Consider the following 27,000-nt stretch of genomic DNA (forward strand, 5'->3'; position numbering starts at 1 on the left):
CAGTGTGAGAGAAAAATGAGGAATGTTAATGCAAATTGAACAGTTAAAATTAACAAACTATCGAAACTATGATGATTTAACGATTGATTTTAACAATGAGGTTAATGTGATTATTGGAGAAAATGCACAGGGAAAGACAAATCTATTAGAGGCTATTTATTTACTCGCCTTTACAAAATCACATCGAACGACAAAGGAAAAGGAATTGATTCAGTGGGAAAAATCATTTGCTAAAGTAGAGGGAATATTAAGGAAAAGAAATCAATCCATGCCACTTGAAATCGTTATTTCACCAAAAGGGAAAAAAGCCAAATGGAATCGTCTTGAACAGAGACGCTTAAGTGATTATATTGGGGCACTGAATGTTGTGATGTTCGCTCCAGAAGATTTAGCTCTTGTTAAAGGCTCGCCACAGCATAGACGTCGGTTTATCGATATGGAGTTAGGACAAATTCAACCAACCTATATTTATCATTTAGGGCAATATCAAAAAATTTTACGTCAACGAAACCATCTCCTAAAACAATTACAACGTCGAAAACATGATGATTATATGATGTTAACCATATTGACGGAACAACTTGTTGAACACGCCGCAACTATTTTAGAGCGTCGTTTTAAATTTCTTGAACGGTTAAGAGAATGGTCACATGAAATTCATCTTCAAATCAGTCGCCAGAAAGAACAGTTAGAAATCACATATGTCCCAACGATCAACGTATTAGAAAAGGCGAATAAGGGAAAAATAGAAACAATATATATGGAAAAATTTAGGGATATTCAAGAACAGGAAATTGAACGTGGAACAACACTCGTTGGTCCACATCGTGATGATCTTGCATTTATCGTAAATGGTAGAGATGTTCAGACTTATGGTTCTCAAGGGCAACAGCGAACAACCGCTTTGTCCATTAAATTAGCAGAAATTGAATTAATAAAAAACGAAATTAACGAGTACCCTGTTTTATTACTTGATGATGTCCTAAGTGAACTTGATGATTATCGCCAGTCACACTTGTTACATACAATTCAAGGAAAAGTACAAACATTTGTGACGACAACAACAGTTGATGGGATTCATCACGATACATTAAATAAAGCAACCATATTTCATGTTAGTCAAGGTCAGATTCAGACTTAACAAATAGGAGGCAATTGTGTTTATTCATATCGGAAATGAATCAATGATTCAATCTGAACAAATTATCTCGATCATTAATTATGATGTTGTATCATCATCTCATATGATGGAAGACATGTTGATGACTCATAAAAGAAATATAGTCGGATCAGAAAAAGATGCCAAATCAATTATCTTTGCAACTGATGCGATTTATTTAAGTGCTTTGTCTGTTGATACATTAACAAAGCGTGTCCATGAAGGGGAAACTTTCCCTAACTATCAGGTAGAAATGGATGTGGAAGAAACGAATGGAAGATAAAAAATATACCGCAGATCAAATACAAGTATTAGAGGGACTAGAGGCTGTTCGTAAAAGACCTGGAATGTATATCGGTTCAACGAGTTCCAGAGGATTGCACCATCTTGTATGGGAAATTGTCGATAACAGTATTGACGAAGCTCTTGCAGGTTATTGTGATCATATTGAGGTAACAATTGAAGAAGATAATAGTATTACCGTAACAGATAATGGACGTGGTATCCCGGTTGACATCCAGAAGAAGACGGGTAAACCAGCTGTTGAAGTCATTATGACTGTCTTACATGCAGGTGGAAAGTTTGATGGTGACAGCTATAAAGTTTCAGGCGGTCTACACGGTGTTGGTGCAGCTGTCGTTAATGCTTTGTCAACTCATTTAGATGTATATGTCCATTTAGATGGTAAGATTTATTACATCGGTTTTGAGAAAGGTATTGTAACTGATGAATTAAAAGTCATTGGAGAAACAGACAAGACAGGGACAAAAGTTCACTTTAAACCTGATCCAGATATTTTTACAGAAACACTCGTGTATGAATTTGATATATTAAGTCAGCGGTTACGTGAGCTGGCATTTTTAAATAAAGGAATTCAAATTTCACTAGAAGACAAGCGTTCTGATAAGGAGCCAGTCACTTTCCATTATGAAGGTGGAATTAGTGAATATGTCGAATACATTAACAAAAATAAGGAAGTCCTACATGAACCATTTTTTGCTGAAGGAATTGAAGATGATATTACGGTTGATATAGCTCTTCAGTATAATACGGGATTTACTAGCAATATATTTTCCTTTGCAAACAACATTAGCACACATGAAGGTGGAACACATGAATCTGGCTTCAAAGCGGCATTAACTCGTGTGATTAATGATTATGCGCGAAAAAACAATTTATTAAAAGAAACCGAATCAAATTTATCAGGTGATGATGTTCGTGAAGGGATTACTGCGATTGTTTCAATCAAGCATCCTGATCCACAATTTGAAGGACAAACGAAAACAAAATTAGGAAATAGTGAAGTCCGGGCAGTTACTGATTCCGTTTTCAGTGATGTTTTTTCAAAGTATTTAATGGAAAATCCAACTATTGGAAAAATAATTGTAGAAAAAGGATTAATGGCTTCACGTGCCCGTGAGGCGGCTAAAAAAGCGCGTGATTTAACACGGAGAAAAAATGCTCTAGAAGTCTCAAATTTACCTGGAAAATTAGCAGACTGTTCATCACGTGATGCCACAATTAGTGAACTCTACATTGTTGAGGGGGATTCTGCAGGTGGGTCAGCTAAACAAGGACGTGACCGCCATTTCCAAGCGATTCTTCCGCTACGTGGTAAAATATTAAATGTTGAAAAAGCACGTTTAGACCGTATTTTATCAAATAATGAAATTCGCGCCATTATAACGGCTCTTGGTACAGGGATTGGCGAAGAATTTGATATTGAAAAAGCTCGATATCATAAGATTATTATCATGACAGATGCCGACGTTGATGGGGCTCATATTCGAACATTATTATTAACATTTTTCTATCGGTTTATGCGTCCTTTAATTGAAAATGGCTATGTTTATATTGCTCAGCCACCTTTATATAAAGTTCAACAAGGTAAAAAGGCTTATTACGTCTATGATGATCGTCAGTTAGAGGACATGTTGGCCGAACTACCTAAATCACCAAAACCTGGCCTACAACGCTATAAAGGTCTTGGAGAAATGAATGCTGAACAATTATGGGAAACAACGATGGCACCGGAAAGCCGAACATTATTACGTGTTGAACTTGTTGATGCGATTGAAGCGGATCAAACTTTTGACGTATTGATGGGGGATAAGGTAGAACCGCGCCGTCATTTTATTGAAGAGAATGCTTTATCGGTGAAAAATTTAGATATTTAATTATATCTGTTACTAATAGAAGAACAGATATGATGAATTTGGAACTGTTTCATAGAGACATGATGCTGTCTTTATCCTTAGGAGGTTATCAATATGAATGAACGTCCAAATGTACAGGATGTTAATATCAGTCAAGAAGTGCGCACATCATTTTTAGATTATGCGATGAGTGTTATCGTGTCTCGTGCCCTTCCTGACGTACGCGATGGCCTTAAACCGGTACATCGAAGAATTTTATATGCTATGAATGACTTGGGCATGCACGCTGGAAAGGCATATAAAAAGTCAGCTCGTATCGTTGGTGAAGTCATCGGGAAATATCACCCACATGGTGATTCTGCCGTATATGATGCCATGGTAAGAATGGCTCAAGATTTTAGCTATCGTTATATGTTAGTTGATGGTCATGGTAACTTCGGTTCTGTTGATGGTGACTCTGCTGCGGCGATGCGTTATACAGAAGCAAGAATGTCACGTATATCTATGGAATTGTTACGTGATATTAATAAAGATACGATTGACTATACCGATAACTATGATGGTTCAGAACGTGAACCTGTCGTTTTTCCGTCACGATTTCCGAACTTACTTGTTAACGGTGCACATGGTATTGCAGTAGGAATGGCTACGAATATTCCACCACATAATTTGGGGGAAACAATCGATGCTGTCCTAGCATTAAGCCGTGATCCAGATCTAACAATCGAAGAAATTATGGAAGATTATTTACCAGGCCCAGACTTTCCGACAGCGGGTAAAATATTAGGACGAAGCGGTATTCGTAAAGCCTATGAAACAGGTCGAGGCTCAATTACGCTACGTGCTAAGGTAGAGATAGAAGAACAAAAAAGCGGGCGCGAACGCATTATTGTTACTGAATTACCGTATCAAGTCAATAAAGCAAAATTAATTGAAAAAATTGCTGAACACGTCCGTGAAAAACGAATTGATGGTATTACGGAACTTCGTGATGAATCAGACCGTGAAGGTATGCGAATTGTCATGGAATTACGTCGCGATGCCAATGCGAATGTTGTTTTAAATAATTTATATAAATATACGTCTCTGCAAACAACTTTTGGTGTTAATATGCTTGCGTTAGTAGATGGTCAACCAAAAGTGCTTAATATAAAAGAATCATTGTCACATTATTTAAATCATCAAAAAGAAATTATAAAACGACGCACTGCCTTTGAATTACGAAAAGCAGAAGCACGTGCTCATATACTAGAAGGTTTACGTATTGCACTAGATCATCTCGATGAAGTCATCACACTGATTCGCAACTCAAAGACGGCAGATATTGCTAGAGTCGGTCTCATGGAGCGTTTTGGCCTAACTGAAAAGCAAGCTCAAGCTATTTTAGATATGCGACTCCAACGTTTGACAGGCTTAGAACGTGAAAAAATTGAAACAGAATACAATGATTTAATTAAACTAATCGCCGAACTAAAGGCTATTTTAGCGGATGAAGAAAAGATTTTAGACATTATTCGTGAAGAGTTAACAGAGATAAAAGAAAAATATAATGATGAACGCCGAACAGAAATTGTTTTAGGTGGTGTCGATTTCTTTGAGGATGAAGATTTGATTCCGGAAGAGAATATTGTCATCATTTTAACACATCGGGGTTATATTAAACGTCTACCATCTTCAACATATCGGACCCAGCGTCGTGGTGGACGTGGTATTCAAGGAATGGGAACTCATGAAGATGATTTTGTTGAACATTTAGTATCAACTTCAACACATGATACGATTCTCTTTTTCACTAATAAAGGAAAGGTATATAAATTACGCGGATTTGAAATTCCAGAATTTAGTCGAACAGCTAAAGGGATACCAATTATTAATTTGTTACAAGTCGATCAAGATGAATGGGTCAATGCTGTCATGCCTGTTAATGAATTTAGTGATGACTGGTATTTCTTCTTTACGACTAAGCATGGTATATCTAAGCGAACGCAAATCTCCCAATTTGCCAACATCCGTAAAGGCGGTTTAATTGCTCTTAATTTGCGTGATGATGATGAATTAATTTCTGTGAAAATGACAGATGGTGACAAGGAAATTTTTATCGCGACGAAAAAGGGCTATATTATTCGTTTCTCGGAAAATCAAGTGCGATCAATGGGGCGGGCAGCCGCTGGAGTAAAAGGTATTACGTTACGTGAAGATGATGAGGTTGTGTCAATGGATATTTTAGAAGCAGATTCACAAATTCTCCACGTAACGAATAAAGGTGTCGGAAAACGAACCCCAGAAGAAGAATACCGTGTCACAAACCGTGGTGGAAAGGGAATCTTTACGTGTAAACTTCCAGACGAGACGGATTATGTCGTATCGGTTAAAGCCGTAAACGGTGAAGAAGATATTATGTTAATCACGGTCGACGGAGTACTAATCCGGATACCAGTTGAAGAAATTTCAGAAACCGGTCGTAATACGCAAGGAGTAAGACTCATCCGTATTCAAGATAATGAAGAAGTGGCTACAGTTGCAAAGGTTGAAGAAGAAGATCTTGATGAAGATGATGAACAAACGAATGATGACGAAGAAAGTCTTGAGGAGAATCATGATGACAAATGATAAGAGACTGGGACAAACCCAGTAAAAATTATAAAAGCGCATGAAATCAAGGGTTTTACATTTGATTTCATGCGCTTTTACTTTTTACAAATAAACATGCTTTATAGTTTTTTTACTGTCAAGAGTCTCTCTTTTTACCTGTGTCAAAGTGACACCTTAATGCGAGCTAAGTAGATGAGGGTTCAGTTGACTTACCTATCATTGACGTGTTCAATGCGAGCTAACTCAAGCAACCCGCACTGACTTACCTACCATTGACTTGTTCAATGCGAGGTATCTCAAGCAACTCTGACTGACTTACCTATCATTGACGTGTTCAATGCGAGGTATCTCAAGCAACTCTGACTGACTTACCTATCATTGACGTGTTCAATGCGAGGTATCTTAAGCAACTCGCACCGATTTACATACCATTGACGGCTTCAATGTGAGCTAACTCAAGCGACCCGCACTGATTTACATAACATTGACGGGGGCAATGTGAGCTAACTCAAGCGACCCGCACTGATTTACATAACATTGACGGGGGCAATGCGAGCTAACTCAAGCAACCCGCACCGATTTACATACCATTGACGGCTTCAATGCGAGGTATCTCAAGCAACCCGCACTGACTTACCTACCATTGACTTGTTCAATGCGAGGTATCTCGAGCAAATCTGACTGACTTACCTACCATTGACGTGTTCAATGTGAAGTAACACACGCACCCAACGCTGACTTACCTATCATTACCCACTCCAATGCAATATTATAGAGAAGACAAGGGATAAACGTACAAATCAAAAGACACCATTGCTGAGCATTTCGCAAAACAATGGATCCATATATTTTCGTCTAAAGAATGATTAAACGGCTTTAGCTCCTTCTTTAATACAGAGCCAAAACCGTTTTATTATTTCCGCTGTCTACTTAACAGTGGGCAGTTCATGTTATTTTGTCGCGGTCTCTTTGTTTATGACTATCTTTTATTGCTAACCCTGACGCTCTAAGCAGGTTCAATTCATTTTCTTCCTACCACATTTCTAAAGAAGGTAAAATTATGGATTAAAGAATTTGTTTTGCAGTGCTTTTTCAAATAAGTAGGGGACTTTCCAGGCGGTAATTTCAAGGAATTTAACAATAAAAGGGTAATCAATATCCGCTTTGGTCACTATTAAGTCGCCCCACCAGCCCGCTTCATAACGACTTAACATACTCAGATTATACAATAATAAGTAATGTATAATAATCTCAGAAATTGGATAAAAAATATCTCGCGAAGCAGGAAAGTATATTTGCTCATTTTTATCGAAGAAAAATGGCGTATTATACTCAGATAGTTGTTTGGCTAGTGTTATTTCTATCGTTGATTTCGTTATATTTGTTTCTAAAATATGTGGTAGAAAAGGTTTTATACGATTGATAAAGGTATGTGCTGTCATATGGTAGCGGTCTAACAACATGCTTGGAAACGTTAATTTTTGTTTTTTAAATGGAATTTTCACCAGTTTAGGATCTTGAGTTAATAAAAAAAGTGATTGTAATTCAGGGACTAAAGAACATAAATAAAGCATCTTGATTTTTTCAAAAGGCAATCGATTCATTGACAAAACATGCTCTGAAAAATAGGGTAATAACCCTTGATGTTGTATTTTAACCTCATCATCTAAAAAAGTATAAGCCTTTTTCTTTCGTTTCCTACTCGAAACACCATGGGCCATCATGGAGGTGGATTCTGGATAATGAGGGCGTTCAGTAAGGATTAAGGCTTTCATAAAATGCCCCATACCATAAAAATAGAGAGTTGGCTGAAAAATGATATCAACTTGATGACCAGCATTGAATAATTTTCTTCCATGGTCTAAATAATACATAAAGGAATGACAGTTTTCATAGCTTTTGACATCTGCAATTTCTTTGAGTGCTTCACTTCGCTCATATACACGGTGGAGAAAGGATTGAGCAGTTTCTTGAGAGGTTAAATATATTAATATCGTCTCATCATCTATATGCAATTTTTTCACCTCAAGACTAAAAATGAGAAAATTAGGAATGTAATTACTTTGTTTTTCTAACCCAATGTTGTTGAAAATTCAAAGTTAATCACGTATTGTAATTAGAAATAGATTTACCGCTTAGCTTGGCCAAATTAACGTAAAATATTAAAATAGGAGGTTCGCCATGCGTGAGGATAAGTTTTCTAAAGAAGGATTAACATTTGATGATGTCTTACTAGTACCAGATCATTCTGAAGTTTTGCCGAGGGAAGTGGATGTCAGTACGGTTTTATCAGAAAAAATCAAATTAAATATCCCTATCATGAGTGCAGGAATGGATACAGTGACAGAAGCTGAAATGGCTATATCGCTTGCCCGTCAAGGTGGTCTAGGAATTATTCATAAAAACATGTCTATCGAAGAGCAGGCAGAACATGTAGACCGTGTCAAACGTTCAGAAAGTGGTGTTATAACAAATCCATTCTTCTTAACACCGGAACATCAAGTTTATGATGCGGAACATTTAATGGGGAAATTCCGTATTTCTGGTGTACCAATTGTTAATTCAATTGAGGAACAAAAGCTTGTTGGTATTTTAACAAACCGTGATCTGCGTTTTATTGAAAATTATTCAATTCCTATCCACGAAGTGATGACGAGTGAAAATTTAGTAACTGCTCCTGTTGGGACAACTTTAGAAGAAGCGAAAAAGCTACTTCAACAATATAAAATTGAAAAACTACCACTTGTAGATGATGATTTTATTTTAAAAGGACTTATTACGATTAAAGATATTGAAAAAGTCATTGAATATCCGAATGCTGCAAAAGACTCACAAGGCCGCTTATTAGTTGGTGCAGCTGTTGGGGTAACAAGTGATGTGATGACACGCATTGAAAAATTGGTAGAAGCCGGTGTCGATGTGATTGTCATTGATACAGCGCATGGCCATTCTCAAGGTGTTCTCGACCAGGTAAGAAAAGTGCGTCAAGCTTATCCGGACCTCGATATAATTGCAGGAAATGTTGCAACAAAAGAAGGAACAAAAGCATTGATTGAAGCTGGCGCAACAGTCGTAAAAGTCGGTATTGGACCAGGTTCAATTTGTACGACACGCGTTGTAGCCGGTGTAGGTGTTCCACAGATCACAGCTGTTTATGATTGTGCTAGAGAGGCTGCGAAACATAATGTCGCTATTATCGCTGACGGTGGCATTAAATACTCAGGCGATATCGTAAAAGCATTAGCAGCTGGTGGAAATGCTGTTATGCTTGGAAGTTTACTTGCTGGAACGAAAGAAAGCCCTGGTGAAATGGAAATTTACCAAGGTAGAAGCTATAAAGTATATCGCGGTATGGGATCACTAGGAGCGATGAAGGCTGGATCGAAAGACCGCTACTTCCAAGATTCAAACGATGTGAAAAAGCTTGTTCCTGAGGGAATCGAAGGACGCATTGCTTATAAAGGAGCCTTAGCTGATACGATTCATCAACTTATCGGTGGGTTACGTGCTGGTATGGGGTATTGTGGTTCAAAGGATATTGAAGCTCTTCGTAAAGAGACACAGTTTGTTCGTATTACAAATGCTGGGTTACGCGAAAGTCACCCACATGATGTTCAAGTTACAAAAGAGGCACCAAACTATTCTTTATAAAATGATAATAAGGCGGATACTAAGAATGTCATATTCGGTGGTATCCGCTTTTTTTATATCCCACTTTTACATTGTATAATCATTGAATTTTTTAATTAAATATTCAATTTTTGAAAAGGTAATTAACGAAACTAATCTATTTTTTTATTTGTTTTTATGATAAAATACAAGGGTGCCTATTATTCTATGAACTTGAGTTTAATCGTTTTTTAATATATACAAACTGTAAAAGAGGGGTAGAAGAAGTTGAAGAAAATATATAAACAGATAGCTATACTTTTTGTGGTCATCTTGACTATTTCGTTTGTCGGACCACATTCAACAGAAGCGAAAACATTAAAGTTAAAAGCAGAATCTGCTATTTTAGTAGATGCCGGGACAGGGAAAATATTGTACTCTAAAAACCCCGATGTTTCTCTTCCACCTGCTAGTATGACAAAAATGATGACAGAATATCTCGTTTTAGAAGCGATAGATAAACGAGAAATAAATTGGGATTCAACAACACAAATTAGTGATTATTCCTATAGTATTTCAGCCGATCCGAGCTTTTCAGGAATCGGTTTAACACAGGATAAAGATTATACAGTCGAAGAGTTATATCATGCCATGGCTATTAACTCAGATAACGCTGCAACGATTGCACTTGCTGAATTGATTGCGGGTTCAGAAGGCGAATTTGTAAAAATGATGAATAAGAAAGCCGAGGAAATGGGATTAACGGAATTTAAATTTGTGAATTCTAGTGGATTGGATAATGAATCATTAGGAAAAAACCATCCTGAAGGGACAGATCCAAAAGGTGTTAACCTCTTATCTGCTCGGTCTGCCGCGTTACTTGCTTATCACTTAATTAATGATTATCCAGAAGCGTTGGAAATTTCTAGCATTCCGGAAATCGAGTTTGATGGAAAGATGATTACGAACTGGAATTGGATGTTACCACATAATAGTGTAAACTTTAAACAATTTTATTATGAAGGAATCGACGGCCTTAAGACAGGCTATACAGATCTTGCAGGATATTGTTTCACAGGAACAGCTGAAAGAAACGGTAAACGTTTGATTTCTGTTGTAATGAAAACAGATAGCGAAGCAACCCGTTTTAAAGAAACAATTAAATTAATGGATTATGGTTACAATAATTTTGAAGATGTAGAACTATTTTCAAAAGGCTACCAAATTAAAGATGAATCCACATTACCAGTCATAAAAGGAAAAGATAAAACAGTCGATATCGAAATAAAAGATGCCATCGTTATTCCAATTAAAAAAGGTACAGAAGATAAATATAGTTTGACTTATAAACTGGATAAAAAGAAATTGACGGACTCCGGTGAATTAGAAGCACCCGTGAAAAAAGGTGAGAAAATAGGTACAGCCGAACTTGTTTATGATGGTGATGATCTCGGTTATATCGTTGAATCTGAAAAGCAACAAGTCGATGTCATTACGAAGGATTCCGTTGAGAAAAGCAATTGGTTCATGTTAATGTTACGAGCAATTGGTGAGTTTTTCTCTAACTTATTTTCAAGTATTGTAGATATGATTAAAGGTTGGTTTAACTAAATAAAAAAGGGGAATGAATAAGATGCAACAAGATAAACAAAAGCAAATTGTCATGCCTAAAGGTGGCGTCATTATGGACGTCGTTAACGCAGAACAAGCAAAAATCGCAGAAGCAGCAGGTGCTGTTGCTGTGATGGCACTAGAACGTGTGCCATCTGATATTCGAGCGGCAGGTGGTGTCGCACGGATGGCTGACCCACTAAAAGCAGAAGAGATTATGAACGCTGTATCCATTCCAGTTATGGCAAAAGTTCGTATCGGTCATATTGTTGAAGCAAGAGTGCTTGAATCAATTGGTGTCGATTATATTGATGAAAGTGAAGTTTTAACACCTGCAGATGATGTATATCATATTAAGAAATCCGATTTTTCTGTGCCATTTGTTTGTGGTGCTCGTCATTTAGGAGAAGCCGCTCGCCGTATTGGAGAAGGTGCTTCTATGCTTAGAACAAAAGGAGAACCGGGAACGGGAAATATTGTGGAAGCGGTTCGTCATATGAGACAAATCCAAGCCGATGTTCGTAAATTAATGAGTATGTCTGAAGATGAAGTGATGACATATGCCAAAAACATTGCCGCTCCATATGATGTGTTATTAGCGATACGTAAGGAAGGACGACTTCCGGTAGTGAACTATGCTGCAGGTGGTGTAGCAACACCGAGTGATGCTGCGTTATTAATGGAATTAGGTGCAGATGGTGTTTTTGTTGGCTCAGGTATCTTTAAGTCAGAAAACCCTGAGAAATTTGCTAAAGCAGTTGTTCAAGCAACAAAGAATTATCAAGACTACGCCCTTATTGCTGAACTATCTAAGAATTTAGGAACGGCAATGAAAGGTATTGATATGAAAACTTTATCTCCAAATGAAATGATGCAAGATCGTAGCGAATAATTTCTCAAGACTTGAAACTTATGAGAAAGTTCGTTATGATAAGCTTAAATAACAAACATAAAAGTAATGAGAGGAAATAGTAACAGCTTATTTTCTTTAAGAGAGTCGGTGGTTGGTGCAAACCGATAGGAAATACTGTGAATCCATCCTTGAACTGGTTTACCGAATTGACAGTAAGTAGACCCGGTACAATGCCGTTATATTTTGAAGCAGGAAGTTATTGTAACTTCAATTTGGGTGGCAACGCGGGAATTCAAACTCTCGTCCCTTTTATAGGGACGGGAGTTTTTTAATCTTTATATAACAATTTTATCATTAGGAGGTTGATTATTATGTTGGATATAAAGTATTTGCGAAATAACTTTAAAGAAATCACAAAAAAACTAGAGCATCGTGGTGAAGATTTATCTGACTTAGAACGATTTGGAGAATTAGATCAAAATCGTCGACAATTGATTGTAGAAACCGAAAATTTAAAGGCGAAGCGTAATGAAGTATCAAAACAAATCCCGATTCTAAAAAAAGAAGGCAAAGATGTTCAACCTGTTATCACTGAAATGCGAGAAGTTGGTGATCGTATCGCTGAATTAGATCAGAAATTACGGGAGATTGAGGGGCAATTAAAGCATGTGATGTTATCTATCCCAAATATACCTCATGAAAGTGTGCCAATCGGTGAGGATGAAGAAGATAATGTAGAAGTCCGTCGCTGGGGGGAAATTCCTAAATTCCCATTTGAAATTAAACCACATTGGGATTTAGGGACAGACCTTGGCATTTTAGATTTCGAGCGTGCAGCAAAAGTGGCAGGTAGTCGCTTCGTTTTCTATAAAGGGTTAGGTGCTAGATTAGAACGAGCACTTTGGAATTTTATGATGGATTACCATGCTGAACATCATGGCTATGAAGAAATGTTACCACCTTATTTAGTTAATCGTAACAGTATGACAGGAACAGGACAGCTTCCAAAATTTAGTGAAGATGCCTTTCATATTGAAGAATGGGATTATTATTTAATTCCGACAGCAGAAGTTCCTGTTACAAATTATCATAGCCAAGAAATTCTAAAAGAAGCGGACTTACCACAGAAATATGTTGCTTATAGTGGCTGTTTCCGTTCTGAAGCAGGTTCTGCTGGTCGTGATACTCGAGGATTAATTCGCCAACATCAATTTAATAAAGTCGAACTCGTTCAGTTTGTGAAACCAGAAGATTCATATGACGCTTTAGAACAACTAACAGGGCATGCGGAGAAAATATTGCAATTATTAAAGCTTCCATACCGTGTGATGAGTATGTGTACAGGTGACTTAGGTTTTACCGCTGCAAAAAAATATGATATTGAAGTATGGGTACCAAATCAGAACACCTATCGCGAAATCTCTTCTTGCTCTAACTTTGAGGATTTTCAAGCTCGGCGTGCAAGTATTCGTTTCCGTCGCGGTGCGAAAGGGAAACCAGAATTTGTTCATACATTAAATGGTTCTGGTCTTGCGATTGGTCGAACAATTGTCGCGATTTTAGAGAACTATCAACAAGAAGACGGTTCTGTTATCGTGCCAGAAGTCTTACGTCCTTATATGGGTGGTTTGGAAGTAATTAAATAATGTATAGATGGACTGTCCGAAATTGAATGGCAATCCCACTATTTCGGATAGTCCCTTAATTACTCGACATAAGTATAAATGTTAATTTAAAGTAAAGTTTTTTTTATTTTTATATTGACATCTCATAAGAATTCGTGTATATTTAATAATGTTGATTATGGAGGTATACCCAAGTCTGGCTGAAGGGGTCGGTCTTGAAAACCGAAAGGGGTGTCAAAGCCCGCGGGGGTTCGAATCCCTCTACCTCCTCCATTTAATTTATTAGCGCATAAAATTTTGGAGATATAAAAAAATCGCTACATCAGGGTGTAGCGATTTTTTTTATTTTTTTTTCCATTTTCTTGCTTGGTTGATGGAATGGCTAATCTTCTCGATGATTGGTTCAATCGATTGTTTATCATGAACCAAGTCGTAATCATTGATATCAATTCGTAAAATGGGACAAGAATTAAAACTGTTAATCCAATCATCATATCGTCGATGCATTTCTTTCCAATATGAAGTTGGGGTACTTTTTTCCATATCGCGACCACGTTTTTCGATTCTTTCTAATATATCTTTTAATGATCCTTCTAAATATATGAGTAAATCTGGATGTGGGAAATATGGTGTCATGACCATGGCTTCAAATAAACTCTTGTATGTTTCGTAGTCTTCTGGTGACATCGTTCCTTTTTCATAATGCATTTTTGCAAAAATACCTGTATCCTCATAGATAGAACGATCTTGCACAAAACCCCCACCATATTCAAACATTCTTTTTTGTTCTTTAAAACGCTCTGCTAGAAAATAAATTTGTAAATGAAAACTCCAACGTTTAAAATCTTTATAAAATCTCTCTAAATATGGGTTATTATCCACTTTTTCAAATGAAGTTTTAAAATTAAGAGCTTGTGATAAGGCTTTGGTCATTGTTGACTTTCCAACCCCTACCGTTCCAGCGATGGTAATGATACTGTCATTTGGGATATTATATTTTTCCCGTAAATTCATCTTGATGTCCTCCTGTATAAAAATTAATGCGAGTAAGCTATTAATTTTTCATCAACTTGTTTAATGATTGCTTCTAAATCTTCTTTTCGATTTACAAAATCCATTTCATCACCATTCACTCGAATGATAGGGATATGTGGATTCTTTTGTCCAAACTGCTTCATAAACACGTCATAATCTTGAGAAAGCTGTTCAAGATAGTCGGGTTGGATATTTTTTTCAATTTCTCTCCCGCGGCATTCGATACGGTCCAAAAGTGTATCTAGACTAGCATGAAGATAAATTATCATGTTCGGTAGAGGTATATCCTCTGTGATAATCTGATAAATTTGTTTATATTTATTTAATTTATCTCCTTGTAATGTTCTTTGGGCGAAAATCATATTTTTTCCGATATGGTAATCAGCAATGACTGGTTTCTGTTTTTTTAAATAGTCGTTTTCCACATCTTCTAATTGTTTAAAACGATTGCATAAAAAGAACATCTCCGTCTGAAAACTCCATTCTCTGATATCATCGTAAAATTTCCCAAGAAACGGATTTTCATCGACGATTTCTTTTAAAAGATGGAAACCGTAATGGGAACTCAGTCTTTCTGCTAAAGATGTTTTTCCCACCCCAATGGGTCCTTCTATGGCTATAAAAGGGACATCTTTCATTAGCAATCCCTCCTTGTTCAAGCTACCTATAATTTATTATTCTAGCATAGAGTATAGGCTTGTACCATGTAAAATGAACGGGCTTTTAGTCCTTAATTAACGAAAAAAATGTAGTTCACCGAATGGCAATTCTAGTGTATAATATTATTTGTTTGTCTCTGTAGCTCAGTGGATAGAGCAGTAGCCTCCTAAGCTATGTGCACAGGTTCGACTCCTGTCAGGGACGTTAGTGTGTCATTAAAAAAAGAGATGGGACAAAAATAATATGCTCAACTCAAAGACGAACATTGTACTATTTTAGCGTAGGAAATATACGTAGCCTCCTGGTCGGCTAGGTACGGTCACGTCCTGTGGCATACACCGACACTAGGACGTCCTGTGCGTTGGAGGCTCACCAGCCGCTAAGCGGCAAAGAAGACACTCCGAAGGCGAACAAAGTGAGCCTAAGGAGATGTCGCACTTGTACCCGGAGTGGTGAAAGCGAAGTATATTTCCGAAGCGATGAATATGCACTACGTTCGGATTTTCTTTGATAGAGCATCTATTTGTCTCAGACTCTTTTTAAGTTTGATTGATTTAAGCTGTCATATCTTTTGCAGATCCGAAGAATTCGAAATGGCAATCTGCTTCAGATACATGAAATTGTCTTAAATGACGGTACATTGCTTCCATAAACCCTTCAGGCCCACAGAAATAAAAGGCAGCATCATTTGTTGGTAAGATAGGCGTTAACCAATCGTAATCAATATAACCGACGTTATCACAGTGATCCGCTTTCTCCGGCTCACTATAAACTGTAAAATTAGATACTTGTTTAAGTTCTTTAACAATGTCTTGAACGCGTTCTTTCATCGCGTGTACCTTCTCATTTCTTGCCGCATGGATAAAGAGCACTTCGCGGTTTGGTTGTTCTTTAATAACAGTTTCTAACATACTCATCATCGGTGTTAACCCAACTCCACCACTTAATAAAATAAGAGGTCTTGTGTCATCGATGTCAAGAATAAAATCACCTGCTGGCGCACTGACCGGAATAATACTTCCTTCATGAACATATTCATGTAAATAGTTAGACACAATACCACGTGGACTATTATCTGTCGCATCTTCACGTTTAACGCTAATGCGATATACCCCTTCTCCAGTCGCACATGAAATCGTATATTGGCGTAAATGTGTATATGATTGTCCATCAATCTCCGCTTTAATTGTTAAATACTGACCTGGTTTATGGTTAGGAAATGGATTTCCATCAGCAGGTTCTAAATAGAATGATGTAATAACATCACTTTCAACTATCTTTTTCGTTACTTTGAAATCGCGGTAGTCTGCCCATCCACCTGGTTTATCTTCAACTTGTTGGTACATTCCTTTTTCAACTGAGATAAATACATTGGCTATTTCATTATAAGCTTTTTCCCAAGCCTCAATCACTTCAGGTGTTGCTACTTCCCCTAGCACATCTTTCATTCCTAATAATAAATGTTTTCCAACAATTGGATAATGCTCAGGTTTAATATTTAAGCTTCTGTGTTTATGAGCAATCGGCATGACATGTGGTAAAATATCTTCAAGACGATCGATGTGAAGAGCTGCGGCATAGACAGTATTGGCAAGTGCACGTGATTGATCGCCCTTACGTTGGTTTGTTTGATTGAATATATTTTTTAATTCGGGATGGTTTTTGAACATTAATTGGTAGAAGCGAGCCGTAATTTCAGTACCATGTTTTTGTAATACGGGAACAGTCGCTTTAATGATATCTGCTTGTAAATTAAAACATGTTTTAAATAAAGCATTAGGAGCATTTCATAAAGTTCTTGATCAATATACATTAAACGATTTAATAGTAAATGAACCAGAACTACTTGCCTTAATGGGATTTGACGATTAATTCTACAAGTTAATAAAAAATAAATGATGGTGGTAAATATGACAGATGAACAATATATGTCTTTAGCGATAGAAGAAGCGAAGAAAGCAGAACAAATGAATGAAGTGCCTATTGGAGCAGTGATTGTTTATAACGGGGAAGTAATTGGTAAGGGCTATAATGTACGTGAGTCAACGCAAAGAACATTATCACATGCAGAACTTATAGCGATTCAAGAGGCGAATAAGAAGTTAGGGAGTTGGCGCTTAGAGGACTGTACTTTATATGTCACATTAGAACCATGTCCGATGTGCGCTGGGGCCATTGTCCAGTCACGCATAAATCGCGTTGTTTATGGGGCAACAGATCCGAAAGCAGGTTGTGCCGGGACATTAATGAATCTTTTAGAGGAAGAACGTTTTAATCATCAAGTTGATGTCACACATGGTGTACTAGAAGAGGAATGTCGTATGCTTTTAACAAGTTTTTTCCGACATTTACGTCAAGCTAAGAAGAAACTTAAGTAAATTTATCCAAATAAATAAATCCCATTGCATTTTATAAGAAAAAAAAGTATAATGAGTATTACCGTGCTAAGTGGGGAGCTAGCGGCACCCTGTACTCGCAATCCGCTATAGCGAGACTGAATTCCCAATCGAGGTGGCCGGATTTATGGTCTGCCTTAAGGAATTGGTGTTGACGCTTAGGTCCTGCGCAACAGAAACCCATGAACCCTGTCAGGTCCGGAAGGAAGCAGCAGTAAGTGGTCATTTCTGTGTGCCGTGGGGTTACCGAAGCTGAGCCATGAACTTAAGTAACGCATAGGTCCGTTCCATCGACTGCGGGTGCACGGCATACATAGATAAAACGAAACCCCTTGTACCTGTTTGGTAGTAAGGGGTTAATTTTTTCGGTTGACATACAGGTCTGTCAATTTCCGTGCTAATGTAAGAGAAACTAATACAATTCCAGGAACAACACAAAACATGAGAATAAAAAGAAAAACACCCGTAAAATGAAGAAAAGCATCATTAATTAGACCAACAATTTTATATTGAATGGCAAAGAGAATCATAAAGCTAATTAAATAAATTGTTTTAGCAATTTTATCCACTTAGACCCCTCTTTTATCATAAGTCTTCATCAATTTTTTGTAATCGCACACATTAACAATTCTAATTTCTATTATATCAAAGGAATCATCTAAAAATAGTAAAACAGAAAATCATTCGATAATAGTTCACAATCACCCAATGTTTAAGATATACTTAAGAAGAGACGATGGAAAGGAACATGTGAAATGAGTTATCAGGCATTATATCGAAAATGGCGTCCACGGACATTTGCAGATGTAGTTGGTCAATCACATATAACAAAAACATTACAAAATGCCATTTTAAATAATCAATTTTCGCATGCTTATTTATTCTCTGGCCCACGTGGGACAGGGAAGACAAGTGCTGCCAAAATTTTCGCTCAAGCGATCAATTGTGAGCAGGCACCAAGTGAAGAACCTTGTAATGAATGTCAAGCATGTCGTGGTATTTTAGATGGTTCAATTTCTGATGTCATCGAGATGGATGCGGCTTCAAACACAAGTGTTGAAGATGTTCGTGATATTCGTGATCATGTCAAGTATGCATCAACATCAGTTCCATACAAAGTTTATATTATTGATGAAGTGCATATGATATCAACGAGTGCGTTCAATGCGTTATTAAAAACTTTAGAAGAACCTCCTAAACATGTTGTTTTCATTTTAGCGACGACGGAACCACATAAAATTCCGCTAACCATTATTTCTCGGTGTCAACGTTTTGATTTTAAACCCATTTCATCGCAAACGATTGTTCAGCGTATGCATCATATTGTAAGTGAAGAAGAAACACCTGTTTCAGAAGAAGCGTTACAAGCGATTGCTCTAGCGGCTGAAGGTGGAATGCGTGATGCGCTTAGTATACTCGATCAAGCCATTTCTTATAGTGATGGTGAAGTGTTACTAGAGGACGTGTTGGCTGTCACAGGTGGTGTGTCGCAACATATTTTAACAGATATTGTGACAGCGATGTATGAGCAAGATATTCAAACCAGTTTGTCACTCTTTGATGAGTTGATCCAGCACGGGAAAGACCCCGGTCGCTTTGTTTACGATATGATTTACTTTTTACGTGACCTATTACTTTATAAAAGCGCACCGACATTAGAAACGTTATTAGAACGTGCAACGGTCGATGAAACTTTTAGGACACTAGTTGAAGCTATATCAGTAGCGTGGATTCAAGAAGCTATTATGCGCATGAATGATTGTCAGCAGGAAATAAAGTGGACGAATAATCCAAAAGTATTTATTGAGATTGCTCTCATTTCTATTACGAATCGCCATCAAAATCAAGCGACAGAGCAAGATACAAGTGCTTCTCCAGTCATTCATAAAATCAACCAATTAGAAAAAGAAGTTCAATCATTAAAGGAAACAACGACGACATCGCCACAACAAGAAGTGGCCGTTCAAAAACCGCAAAAAAGGCAAATGAGGCCATCAAAGAACAGTTATAAAGTGCCATTTGAGCGTATTCGTCTTACATTACAGGAAGCACAAAAAGATATGCTTCGTAAAGTCCAAGCGGATTGGGCGACGTTTTTATCACAATTAAAGGCTACTAGCGCGCCAGCCCATGCGACAATTCAGGACTCTAAACCAGTAGCGGCATCACCAAAGGCAGTTGTTGTCGCATTTAAATATGAAATCCATTGTTCCTTATTTTTGGATAACCAGTCTTTAGCCGAGTCTGTATTAGCGAGCGTGACGCAAAAAGAAATGACTATCATTCCGATTCCGGCTGCGGATTGGAAATCATTACGGCAAGAATATGTGAAAAATCAAGAACACGCAGCAACGAACCAAGAAACAGAAACCGAAACCGAGCCAGTAGTTGAAGAGGCGAAGAAGTTGTTCGGTGATGATGTTGTGAAAGTTCATGAATAAGAATATAATTGGATTACTGAGATAAACTCTCGTATAATGATTAGTTGAAAATAAGAGATGACATTGAATTGAATTAAAAAGAAGGAGGCGTTTTCCATGAGAGGTATGGGAAATATGGGAAATATGATGAAACAGATGCAGAAAATGCAGAAGAAAATGATGAAAGCACAAGATGAACTACATGAAATGACATTTGAAGCATCTGTAGGCGGCGGAATGGTTACAATCACTGCGAATGGAAAAAAAGAAATTACAGATATCAAGATTGAAGAAGAAGTTATTGACCCAGATGATATTGAAATGCTACAAGATTTAATTATTGCTGCAACAAATGATGTTTTGAAGCAAATTGATGATAAAACAGCTGAAACAATGGGACAGTTCACAAAAGGATTGCCTGGTGGATTGTTCTAGGAGGCATAAATCATGTACTACCCGGAACCAATTTCCAAGTTGATTGATAGTTTTACAAAATTGCCAGGAATCGGACCAAAAACAGCCGTACGTCTGGCATTTTTTGTTTTAAATATGCAGGAAGATGATGTCATCGAATTTGCGCAAGCACTCGTTAATGCGAAAAGAAAATTAACGCATTGTACGATTTGTGGCCATATTACTGACCAAGATCCTTGCGCTATTTGTCAAGACTCATCACGCGATGAATCGATTATTTGTGTCGTACAAGATTCTAAAGACGTGATTGCTATGGAGAAAATGAAGGAATATCACGGAAAATATCATGTCTTAAATGGTGCCATCTCTCCAATGGACGGCATCGGCCCAGAAGATATTAATGTTCCTTCTTTACTAAATCGTTTAAAAGACGAGCATGTCAAAGAATTAATTTTAGCAACGAACCCAAATATTGAAGGAGAAGCTACTGCGATGTATATTTCTCGTTTAGTCAAACCATCGGGAATAAAAACGACACGTATTGCTCACGGGTTACCAGTAGGTGGCGATTTAGAATATGCAGATGAAGTGACATTATCAAAAGCATTGGAAGGCAGACGAGAACTTTAGAATTTAGGTGACAGCATGAGACGAAAAAAGAGAAAACGTCAAGTTGATGAACAATTGTTAGGGGCGATTTTTACGGTCGAGAGAGAATGGAAACGCGTCCAGTCGATTGTTGAGCAAAGTATCGAACCAACTATTGATGGACAAAACAGAGTAGCAATTGCCCAAGCAAAATATATGTTTTTATTACGCGAAGCTAAACGCAGACAGATTAATGCACTAAGATATGGTCAATCATAAAAAACGAGGAAAATCGTCATTTCCTCGTTTTTTTAGTAAGGTATCAAATAACATATTTTCTGGCTCCATTTCATATGTATGGGTAAGACGAGATTGAAAAGGAGCGAGTCCTGTGAGTCCGATACTTGTGATTTCAATTATTATAGGATTAATTATTTTAGTACTCTTTGTTGGTGCCCCACTCCGCATCATGCATTTAATTGGACAAAGCATGGTGAAAGTAGCCATCGGTCTTCTCTTATTATTCTTTATTAATCTGTTCGGTGGCTGGATTGGACTACATGTACCAATTAATCTATTTACGGTCATTGTTTCAGGATTTCTGGGGCTGTTTGGTATTGTATCGTTAACAGCTATTCATCTCTTAATATTGTCCTAATCCTATGAAAAAAGTTTCAAAGACTTCCGTATATCTTCCGTTAGTCTAGGAGATAATATACTAACGGAGGTGGGGAGATGAAGGAAAATCGTCCATTAAAATGGGAAACATGCGGCATTTGTGACCAAGAAAAAACAGAAGGGTACTACTTATACCAGATGTATATATGTATTGCGTGTGAACAAAAAATAATTACGACAGACCCAACTGATGAGAAATATCTTTATTATCTTAGAAAATTAGAACAAATTAATCAACCGAAACTTTATTCATAGAATGAGTCTTTGCCCTTTATAGCAAGGGCTTTTTTGTTATATGATGTTAAATAACCGTCAAGTTATTTAATGGGAATAGAAGTTTCGTGAAAATTAAGTGTCAGACATGCTACAATGAAGGTAAGCCACCTTTTATAGCATTACAAAAAGGCAGTGGAAATAATATAAAAATCGTAGCATTGCGATTGAACATAGATAATAGTGTTTAGTGTGTACTGAAGGAGAAATGGAATGTGGCAGGACTATTTATAACTTTTGAAGGTGGCGAAGGAGCGGGAAAGACGACCGTTCTTCAGACCATTAGAAAACAACTCATCAATAAAGGTTATGATGTATTAACAACAAGAGAGCCTGGTGGCATTCGGATTGCTGAACGGATTCGTAACATTATACTGACACCAGAACATACGGAAATGGATGGTCGTACAGAAGCGCTTTTATATGCTGCAGCTAGACGGCAACATCTTGTTGAAAAGATATTACCTGCGTTAGATGCGGGTAAAATCGTCCTTTGTGATAGATTTATCGATTCTAGTTTAGCATATCAAGGTTATGCACGTGGTCTAGGCATGGATGAAGTTTTTCAAATGAATCAATTTGCGATTCAGGATGCGATGCCAGATTTAACATTATTTTTTGATATTGAGCCTGAAGAAGGATTAAAGCGAATTGCGGCGAATAAAGATAGAGAAAGGAATCGCTTGGATTTAGAAGTTCTATCTTTTCATGAAAAAGTATATGAAGCATATCATCTATTGGTGGAGAAATTCCCCGACCGAATTAAAGTCATTCAAGCTAACCAACCTTTAGAACGTGTTGAAAACGAGGCGCTTTTGCAGATTATAGCGTTTTTAAAAAACAATTCATTTATTGGGAGGGATTGAATCATGAAGTTACTCATTGCGGTTGTTCAGGATAAAGATTCAAATCGGTTGATACAAGCTTTGGGAAATCGTCATTTTAAAACAACAAAGCTTGCTTCGACTGGAGGATTTTTAAAAGAAGGTAATACAACATTGATGATCGGATGTGAGGATCATGAAGTAGAAACAGCATTAGATATCATCCGTGATAATTGCTCACAGCGTGAACAAATGGTTGCACCTATTTCGCCGATGGGTGGAAATGCCGATTCATATATCCCGAAACCTGTTAAGGTAGAAGTTGGTGGAGCAACCGTATTCGTCTTACCAATCGAATCTTTCTTTCAATTTTAATAATAGGGGTTACTATCGATGAAGATTACACAAGACTTACGATCACAAATTGAGCCTACTAAGAAAAACACGCGTTTAATGACTGAACAAAAACATTCATCTTTTCATAAACTTGTTCAGTCACAAGCACAACAATTAAAGCAACATGAATTATCTAAGTTAATGGAAGATATTAATCTACAAGGCGATCGTTTAGTGCGTCATCGTTCTTTTCGCGACTTGGCGATCTTTAAAAGACTCGTTCGTGGGTTTTTAAAAGAAGCGGTGTCAGATGGGCTTGAATTAAAGAAGTCGCATAGTTTTAGTGCTTTTGGTGAAAGTCGTCAGTTAACGATTGTCAAAGAAGTAGATGCTAAATTACTTCTTTTAACGGAAGAAGTACTACAAGGAGGCCAAAGAGGGGTCGATTTGTTAGAGATGATTGGTGAAATTAAAGGATTACTCGTTAATTTATATATTTAGAAGGAATGTGGATATGAATGGAAACATGGTCTAGAGCTCTGGAAAAACAACCACTTGTTAGTAAAATATTAATGAACAGTATTAAAAGAGGAAGACTCTCACATGCTTATTTATTTCAGGGGAGCCGTGGAACGGGTAAAGAGAGCTTAGCGATTTTGTTAGCAAAGACGTTGTTCTGCAAGGAGAAGACCAATGTTGAACCATGTCATCAATGTGTTATGTGTAAACGAATTGAATCCCGAAATCACCCTGATGTTCATTGGGTTGAACCAGATGGGCAATCAATTAAGATGGCCCAAATTGAACATTTACAAAAGGAATTTGCTTACACAGGATTAGAGTCTAATCGGAAAATATATATTATTAAAGATGCTGATACATTAACGGTTAATGCAGCCAATCGAATTTTAAAGTTTTTAGAAGAACCAAGTCTAGAAACAACAGCGATTATGTTAACAGGAAATAGCCAGATGATTATTCCGACAATCCGTTCCCGATGTCAGGTATTGGATCTAAAACCATTAGATACTAAACAGTTCCAAGAGCATTTAATGAAAGAAGGCTTGTCTAAAGCAGGGGCTGTATTAATGGGTTCCTTAACCAATAATGTACAAGAAGCTATCGACTTATATAAAGACGAGTCCTTTGTACAAGCGAGAAAATTAGTGATACAATTAATAGAAGTGTTTAGTCGGGATTCTGATGATGCATATTTATTTATTCATCAACATTGGATTCCCTTTTTTAAAGAAAGACAACAGCAAGAACAAGCGTTAGATTTATTGTTGCTTGCTTTTCGAGATATACTCTATGTTCATATCGGAATAAATAACATCGTCTTTTTTGAGCAGGGTGATCAACGTTTAGAGGAATACATGCTACATTTTACTGAAGAACAAGTGATTGTCATGCTAGAAAATATACTGGAAGCGAAGCGAAAGTTAAAGCAGTATGTGCAACCCACTTTCGTGATGGAACAGCTCACATTGCAAATATAGAGGTGATCAAGTTTGTTAGAAGTGATAGGTGTCCGCTTTAAAAAGGCGGGAAAAATATACTATTTTGACCCGAACGGATTTGCTATGGAGCTTCATGATTATGTTATTGTAGAAACCGTTCGTGGTATTGAATATGGTCAGGTCGTGTTGATTGATAAAAAAGTGGATGAGGAAGATGTTGTTTTACCACTAAAAAAAGTCATTCGGATTGCTGATGAACAGGACCAACTAGTCGTCCATCGTAATGAAAAATATGCCCAAGATGCTTTGGAAATTTGCGCTGATAAGATTGATAAGCATGAGTTGGAAATGAAATTAATCGAAGTTGATTATACATTTGATCGGAATAAAATTATCTTTTATTTTACAGCGGATGGACGTATTGACTTTCGGAATTTAGTTAAGGATTTAGCTGCTCAATTTAAAACAAGAATTGAGCTTCGGCAAATAGGGGTTCGTGATGAAGCTAAAATGCTCGGTGGAATTGGACCATGTGGCCGCATGCTTTGTTGTTCAACCTTTCTAGGAGATTTCGAACCTGTTTCAATCAAAATGGCCAAAGATCAGAATCTGTCATTAAATCCGTCAAAAATTTCCGGATTATGTGGTCGCCTCATGTGTTGTTTAAAATATGAAAATGATCAATATGAAGAGGCAAAACGTGACTTACCAGATATCGGTGAATATATCGAAACACCATACGGAAAAGGTAAAGTTGTTGGTTTAAATATATTAGAGAAATTAGTACAAATTGAAATCCTTGAATTAGAACGTGTCGTTGAATATACGATAGACGAAATGATGGAACAAGGAATCATCATAACGCAATCTACAGAATAGTAGGGTGATAAAGCGTGAAAAAACGACAAATATTTGATCAAGTGATGGATATGAAGAAGCAAATCGGTGAGTTTTATGAACAATTAGGCGAACTAAAGAATAATTTAAGTACCCTATTAGAAGAAAACCATCGTTTGGAAATGGAAAACCATCACTTGCGTCAACGGCTTGAGAAGCAAACAGAAGATATAGAAAATGAATCTGACAACGATGATACAGATCTTGCACCTGGAGAAGGATACGATAATTTAGCGAGAATATATGAAGAAGGATTTCATATATGCAATTATGAATTTGGTTCTCCGAGAGATGAGGATTGCATCTTCTGTTTGGATTTATTAAGTAAGAAAAATGAATGAACAAAGCTGTCTCCCCATGGTTTGGTAGGAGACAGTTTTTATATGACAAAATAAATAGAGATAGAGAGGGTTTAGGCTGATGGATTTATATGGTGATGAACGCCTTGATTATTTATTAGCTGATGAGAGTATGCAGATTATTCAAAGTCCCACCGCTTTTTCTTTTTCTTTAGATGCTGTGTTACTAGCACATTTTGCAAGAATTCCGATTAAACGTGGCAAGATTCTCGATTTATGTACTGGAAATGCTGTTATCCCGTTGTTATTATCAAAAAGAACGGCAGCAAAGATAACAGGAGTCGAGATCCAAGAACGTATTTATGAAATGGGAAAGCGTAGTATCGAATTGAACGGTCTGTCAGAACAAATAGGGATGATTCATGGTGACTTAAAAGAAATGTTACCCATCTTAGGACATAGTACGTTTGATGTGGTGACATGTAATCCGCCTTATTTTCCTACCCCAGCCTCAACTGAACATAATGAAAATAAATACTTAACGATTGCACGTCATGAAGTGTATTGTACATTAGAAGATGTTGTTAAAGCGTGCAAATTACATGTCCGGCCAGGTGGTAAAGTAGCTATGGTCCATCGACCAGGACGTCTTGTTGATATCATCACATTATTTCGTAAATACCGTTTGGAACCGAAGCGAGTGCGTCTTGTTTATCCTAGAAAAGATCGTGAAGCAAACATTTTATTAATTGAAGGTGTCCGAGATGGAAAGGCGGATCTAAAACTATTACCACCGCTTTATATTTATGAAGCGGATGGAAGTTATACGGAAGAAGCTGAGGATATTATTTATGGTACATGAGCATACTGTCTATATTTTAAAATGTAACGATGATACATTATACACAGGTTATACGAATAATCTGAAGCGGCGTATTCATCTTCATGAGGCTGGAAAAGGTGCTAAATATACACGGGGTCGTGGACCATTTCAATTGATGCATGTAGAAACATTTGCAACAAAAGAGGAAGCGATGAGTCGTGAATATGCCATCAAGCAACTTTCCCGAATGGAGAAATTCAAACTCATTAATGAACGAGAGGAAGGTGTGTAA

29 protein-coding genes, 2 tRNA genes, 1 other RNA gene and 1 other annotated feature are annotated in these 27,000 nt (G+C 37.2%); of the genes, 27 read left to right on the forward strand and 5 right to left on the reverse strand.

Annotated features, from left to right (window positions below):
* Positions 1 to 28 precede the first annotated feature (28 nt).
* The 4 genes from recF to gyrA all read left to right on the forward strand — a co-directional run bounded on the left by recF (position 29) and on the right by gyrA (position 5,925).
* A complete protein-coding gene (gene recF, locus VIG73_RS00915) occupies positions 29 to 1,141 on the forward strand; it encodes a DNA replication/repair protein RecF (RefSeq protein ID WP_331638436.1) in 1,113 nt (370 codons plus the stop codon).
* Between the two features lie 16 nt (positions 1,142 to 1,157).
* The gene (gene remB, locus VIG73_RS00920; protein ID WP_331638438.1) at positions 1,158 to 1,442 is read left to right on the forward strand and encodes an extracellular matrix regulator RemB; all 285 of its coding nucleotides are present in this window, start codon (positions 1,158 to 1,160) and stop codon (positions 1,440 to 1,442) included.
* Entirely contained in the window at positions 1,432 to 3,336 is a 1,905-nt protein-coding gene (gyrB, locus tag VIG73_RS00925; protein WP_331638525.1) for a DNA topoisomerase (ATP-hydrolyzing) subunit B, read from the forward strand. Before remB ends, gyrB begins: the two co-directional genes overlap by 11 nt.
* 93 nt (positions 3,337 to 3,429) lie before the next feature.
* Positions 3,430 to 5,925 carry a DNA gyrase subunit A gene (gene gyrA / locus VIG73_RS00930; protein WP_331638440.1) on the forward strand — a complete coding sequence of 832 codons (2,496 nt, stop codon included), beginning with the start codon at positions 3,430 to 3,432 and terminating at the stop codon, positions 5,923 to 5,925.
* Positions 5,926 to 6,965: 1,040 nt separating this feature from the next.
* On the opposite strand, the gene VIG73_RS00935 is transcribed toward gyrA, so the two are convergent.
* On the reverse strand, positions 6,966 to 7,922 hold the full coding sequence (locus tag VIG73_RS00935; protein ID WP_331638442.1) for a YaaC family protein: 957 nt from the start codon (positions 7,920 to 7,922) through the stop codon (positions 6,966 to 6,968).
* Between the two features lie 166 nt (positions 7,923 to 8,088).
* Between VIG73_RS00935 and guaB the strand changes: the two genes are divergently transcribed.
* From guaB to VIG73_RS00960, 5 genes are all read left to right on the forward strand, one after another.
* A complete protein-coding gene (gene guaB / locus VIG73_RS00940) occupies positions 8,089 to 9,558 on the forward strand; it encodes an IMP dehydrogenase (RefSeq protein ID WP_331638444.1) in 1,470 nt (489 codons plus the stop codon).
* Positions 9,559 to 9,804: 246 nt separating this feature from the next.
* Complete coding sequence (locus VIG73_RS00945) at positions 9,805 to 11,127, forward strand: serine hydrolase (protein WP_331638446.1); 1,323 nt, start codon at positions 9,805 to 9,807, stop codon at positions 11,125 to 11,127.
* A gap of 13 nt (positions 11,128 to 11,140) precedes the next feature.
* Complete coding sequence (gene pdxS / locus VIG73_RS00950; RefSeq protein WP_414648347.1) at positions 11,141 to 12,019, forward strand: pyridoxal 5'-phosphate synthase lyase subunit PdxS; 879 nt, start codon at positions 11,141 to 11,143, stop codon at positions 12,017 to 12,019.
* Positions 12,020 to 12,076: 57 nt separating this feature from the next.
* Positions 12,077 to 12,291: a binding site (T-box leader), on the forward strand.
* A 60-nt stretch (positions 12,292 to 12,351) separates the two neighbouring features.
* Positions 12,352 to 13,626, forward strand: a complete 1,275-nt coding sequence (gene serS / locus VIG73_RS00955; RefSeq protein ID WP_331638450.1) for a serine--tRNA ligase — start codon at positions 12,352 to 12,354, stop codon at positions 13,624 to 13,626.
* 159 nt (positions 13,627 to 13,785) lie between these two features.
* A tRNA-Ser gene (locus VIG73_RS00960) sits at positions 13,786 to 13,878 on the forward strand.
* Positions 13,879 to 13,947: 69 nt separating this feature from the next.
* Here the strand turns inward: VIG73_RS00960 and VIG73_RS00965 are convergent.
* On the reverse strand, positions 13,948 to 14,619 hold the full coding sequence (locus tag VIG73_RS00965) for a deoxynucleoside kinase (protein WP_331638452.1): 672 nt from the start codon (positions 14,617 to 14,619) through the stop codon (positions 13,948 to 13,950).
* A gap of 23 nt (positions 14,620 to 14,642) precedes the next feature.
* Positions 14,643 to 15,278 carry a deoxynucleoside kinase gene (locus VIG73_RS00970; RefSeq protein WP_331638454.1) on the reverse strand — a complete coding sequence of 212 codons (636 nt, stop codon included), beginning with the start codon at positions 15,276 to 15,278 and terminating at the stop codon, positions 14,643 to 14,645.
* A 154-nt stretch (positions 15,279 to 15,432) separates the two neighbouring features.
* Between VIG73_RS00970 and VIG73_RS00975 the strand changes: the two genes are divergently transcribed.
* Positions 15,433 to 15,504: transfer RNA gene (locus VIG73_RS00975), tRNA-Arg, on the forward strand.
* Between the two features lie 350 nt (positions 15,505 to 15,854).
* Here the strand turns inward: VIG73_RS00975 and hmpA are convergent.
* Complete coding sequence (gene hmpA / locus VIG73_RS00980; RefSeq protein ID WP_331638527.1) at positions 15,855 to 17,039, reverse strand: NO-inducible flavohemoprotein; 1,185 nt, start codon at positions 17,037 to 17,039, stop codon at positions 15,855 to 15,857.
* Between hmpA and VIG73_RS00985 the strand changes: the two genes are divergently transcribed.
* The 3 genes from VIG73_RS00985 (at position 17,035) to ffs (ending at position 18,004) form a co-directional block, all read left to right on the forward strand.
* Positions 17,035 to 17,172 (forward strand): hypothetical protein, encoded by a 138-nt coding sequence (locus tag VIG73_RS00985; RefSeq protein WP_331638456.1) that lies wholly within the window; start codon positions 17,035 to 17,037, stop codon positions 17,170 to 17,172. The two genes, hmpA and VIG73_RS00985, sit on opposite strands and share 5 nt — an antisense overlap.
* Positions 17,173 to 17,210: 38 nt before the next feature.
* Entirely contained in the window at positions 17,211 to 17,678 is a 468-nt protein-coding gene (gene tadA, locus VIG73_RS00990; RefSeq protein WP_331638458.1) for a tRNA adenosine(34) deaminase TadA, read from the forward strand.
* A gap of 61 nt (positions 17,679 to 17,739) precedes the next feature.
* An RNA gene (gene ffs / locus VIG73_RS00995) (signal recognition particle sRNA large type) lies at positions 17,740 to 18,004 on the forward strand.
* Positions 18,005 to 18,052: 48 nt separating this feature from the next.
* Here the strand turns inward: ffs and VIG73_RS01000 are convergent.
* The gene (locus VIG73_RS01000) at positions 18,053 to 18,265 is read right to left on the reverse strand and encodes a hypothetical protein (RefSeq protein ID WP_331638460.1); all 213 of its coding nucleotides are present in this window, start codon (positions 18,263 to 18,265) and stop codon (positions 18,053 to 18,055) included.
* Positions 18,266 to 18,451: 186 nt separating this feature from the next.
* Between VIG73_RS01000 and dnaX the strand changes: the two genes are divergently transcribed.
* From dnaX to VIG73_RS01070, 14 genes are all read left to right on the forward strand, one after another.
* On the forward strand, positions 18,452 to 20,137 hold the full coding sequence (gene dnaX, locus VIG73_RS01005; protein WP_331638462.1) for a DNA polymerase III subunit gamma/tau: 1,686 nt from the start codon (positions 18,452 to 18,454) through the stop codon (positions 20,135 to 20,137).
* Between the two features lie 96 nt (positions 20,138 to 20,233).
* Positions 20,234 to 20,551: a YbaB/EbfC family nucleoid-associated protein gene (locus tag VIG73_RS01010; RefSeq protein WP_331638464.1), complete on the forward strand. Its 318-nt coding sequence runs from the start codon at positions 20,234 to 20,236 to the stop codon at positions 20,549 to 20,551.
* Between the two features lie 12 nt (positions 20,552 to 20,563).
* Positions 20,564 to 21,160, forward strand: a complete 597-nt coding sequence (gene recR / locus VIG73_RS01015; protein WP_331638466.1) for a recombination mediator RecR — start codon at positions 20,564 to 20,566, stop codon at positions 21,158 to 21,160.
* A 15-nt stretch (positions 21,161 to 21,175) separates the two neighbouring features.
* Positions 21,176 to 21,397 (forward strand): YaaL family protein, encoded by a 222-nt coding sequence (locus tag VIG73_RS01020; RefSeq protein WP_331638468.1) that lies wholly within the window; start codon positions 21,176 to 21,178, stop codon positions 21,395 to 21,397.
* Positions 21,398 to 21,509: 112 nt separating this feature from the next.
* Complete coding sequence (locus tag VIG73_RS01025; protein WP_331638470.1) at positions 21,510 to 21,776, forward strand: pro-sigmaK processing inhibitor BofA family protein; 267 nt, start codon at positions 21,510 to 21,512, stop codon at positions 21,774 to 21,776.
* A 77-nt stretch (positions 21,777 to 21,853) separates the two neighbouring features.
* Complete coding sequence (locus tag VIG73_RS01030; protein WP_331638472.1) at positions 21,854 to 22,051, forward strand: sigma factor G inhibitor Gin; 198 nt, start codon at positions 21,854 to 21,856, stop codon at positions 22,049 to 22,051.
* 233 nt (positions 22,052 to 22,284) lie between these two features.
* The gene (tmk, locus tag VIG73_RS01035; protein WP_331638474.1) at positions 22,285 to 22,935 is read left to right on the forward strand and encodes a dTMP kinase; all 651 of its coding nucleotides are present in this window, start codon (positions 22,285 to 22,287) and stop codon (positions 22,933 to 22,935) included.
* A gap of 3 nt (positions 22,936 to 22,938) precedes the next feature.
* Entirely contained in the window at positions 22,939 to 23,268 is a 330-nt protein-coding gene (locus VIG73_RS01040; RefSeq protein WP_331638477.1) for a cyclic-di-AMP receptor, read from the forward strand.
* A gap of 18 nt (positions 23,269 to 23,286) precedes the next feature.
* Positions 23,287 to 23,730, forward strand: a complete 444-nt coding sequence (locus tag VIG73_RS01045; RefSeq protein ID WP_331638479.1) for a YaaR family protein — start codon at positions 23,287 to 23,289, stop codon at positions 23,728 to 23,730.
* Between the two features lie 17 nt (positions 23,731 to 23,747).
* Complete coding sequence (holB, locus tag VIG73_RS01050) at positions 23,748 to 24,728, forward strand: DNA polymerase III subunit delta' (RefSeq protein WP_331638481.1); 981 nt, start codon at positions 23,748 to 23,750, stop codon at positions 24,726 to 24,728.
* A 12-nt stretch (positions 24,729 to 24,740) separates the two neighbouring features.
* Complete coding sequence (locus VIG73_RS01055; RefSeq protein ID WP_331638483.1) at positions 24,741 to 25,568, forward strand: stage 0 sporulation family protein; 828 nt, start codon at positions 24,741 to 24,743, stop codon at positions 25,566 to 25,568.
* A 14-nt stretch (positions 25,569 to 25,582) separates the two neighbouring features.
* The gene (yabA, locus tag VIG73_RS01060; RefSeq protein WP_331638485.1) at positions 25,583 to 25,927 is read left to right on the forward strand and encodes a DNA replication initiation control protein YabA; all 345 of its coding nucleotides are present in this window, start codon (positions 25,583 to 25,585) and stop codon (positions 25,925 to 25,927) included.
* 79 nt (positions 25,928 to 26,006) lie between these two features.
* Positions 26,007 to 26,747, forward strand: a complete 741-nt coding sequence (locus VIG73_RS01065) for a tRNA1(Val) (adenine(37)-N6)-methyltransferase (protein WP_331638487.1) — start codon at positions 26,007 to 26,009, stop codon at positions 26,745 to 26,747.
* Positions 26,737 to 27,000: a GIY-YIG nuclease family protein gene (locus VIG73_RS01070; RefSeq protein ID WP_331638489.1), complete on the forward strand. Its 264-nt coding sequence runs from the start codon at positions 26,737 to 26,739 to the stop codon at positions 26,998 to 27,000. The genes VIG73_RS01065 and VIG73_RS01070 overlap by 11 nt, the downstream gene beginning before the upstream one ends.

The organism is Cerasibacillus sp. (assembly GCF_036516575.1).
Lineage (GTDB): Bacteria > Bacillota > Bacilli > Bacillales > Amphibacillaceae > Cerasibacillus.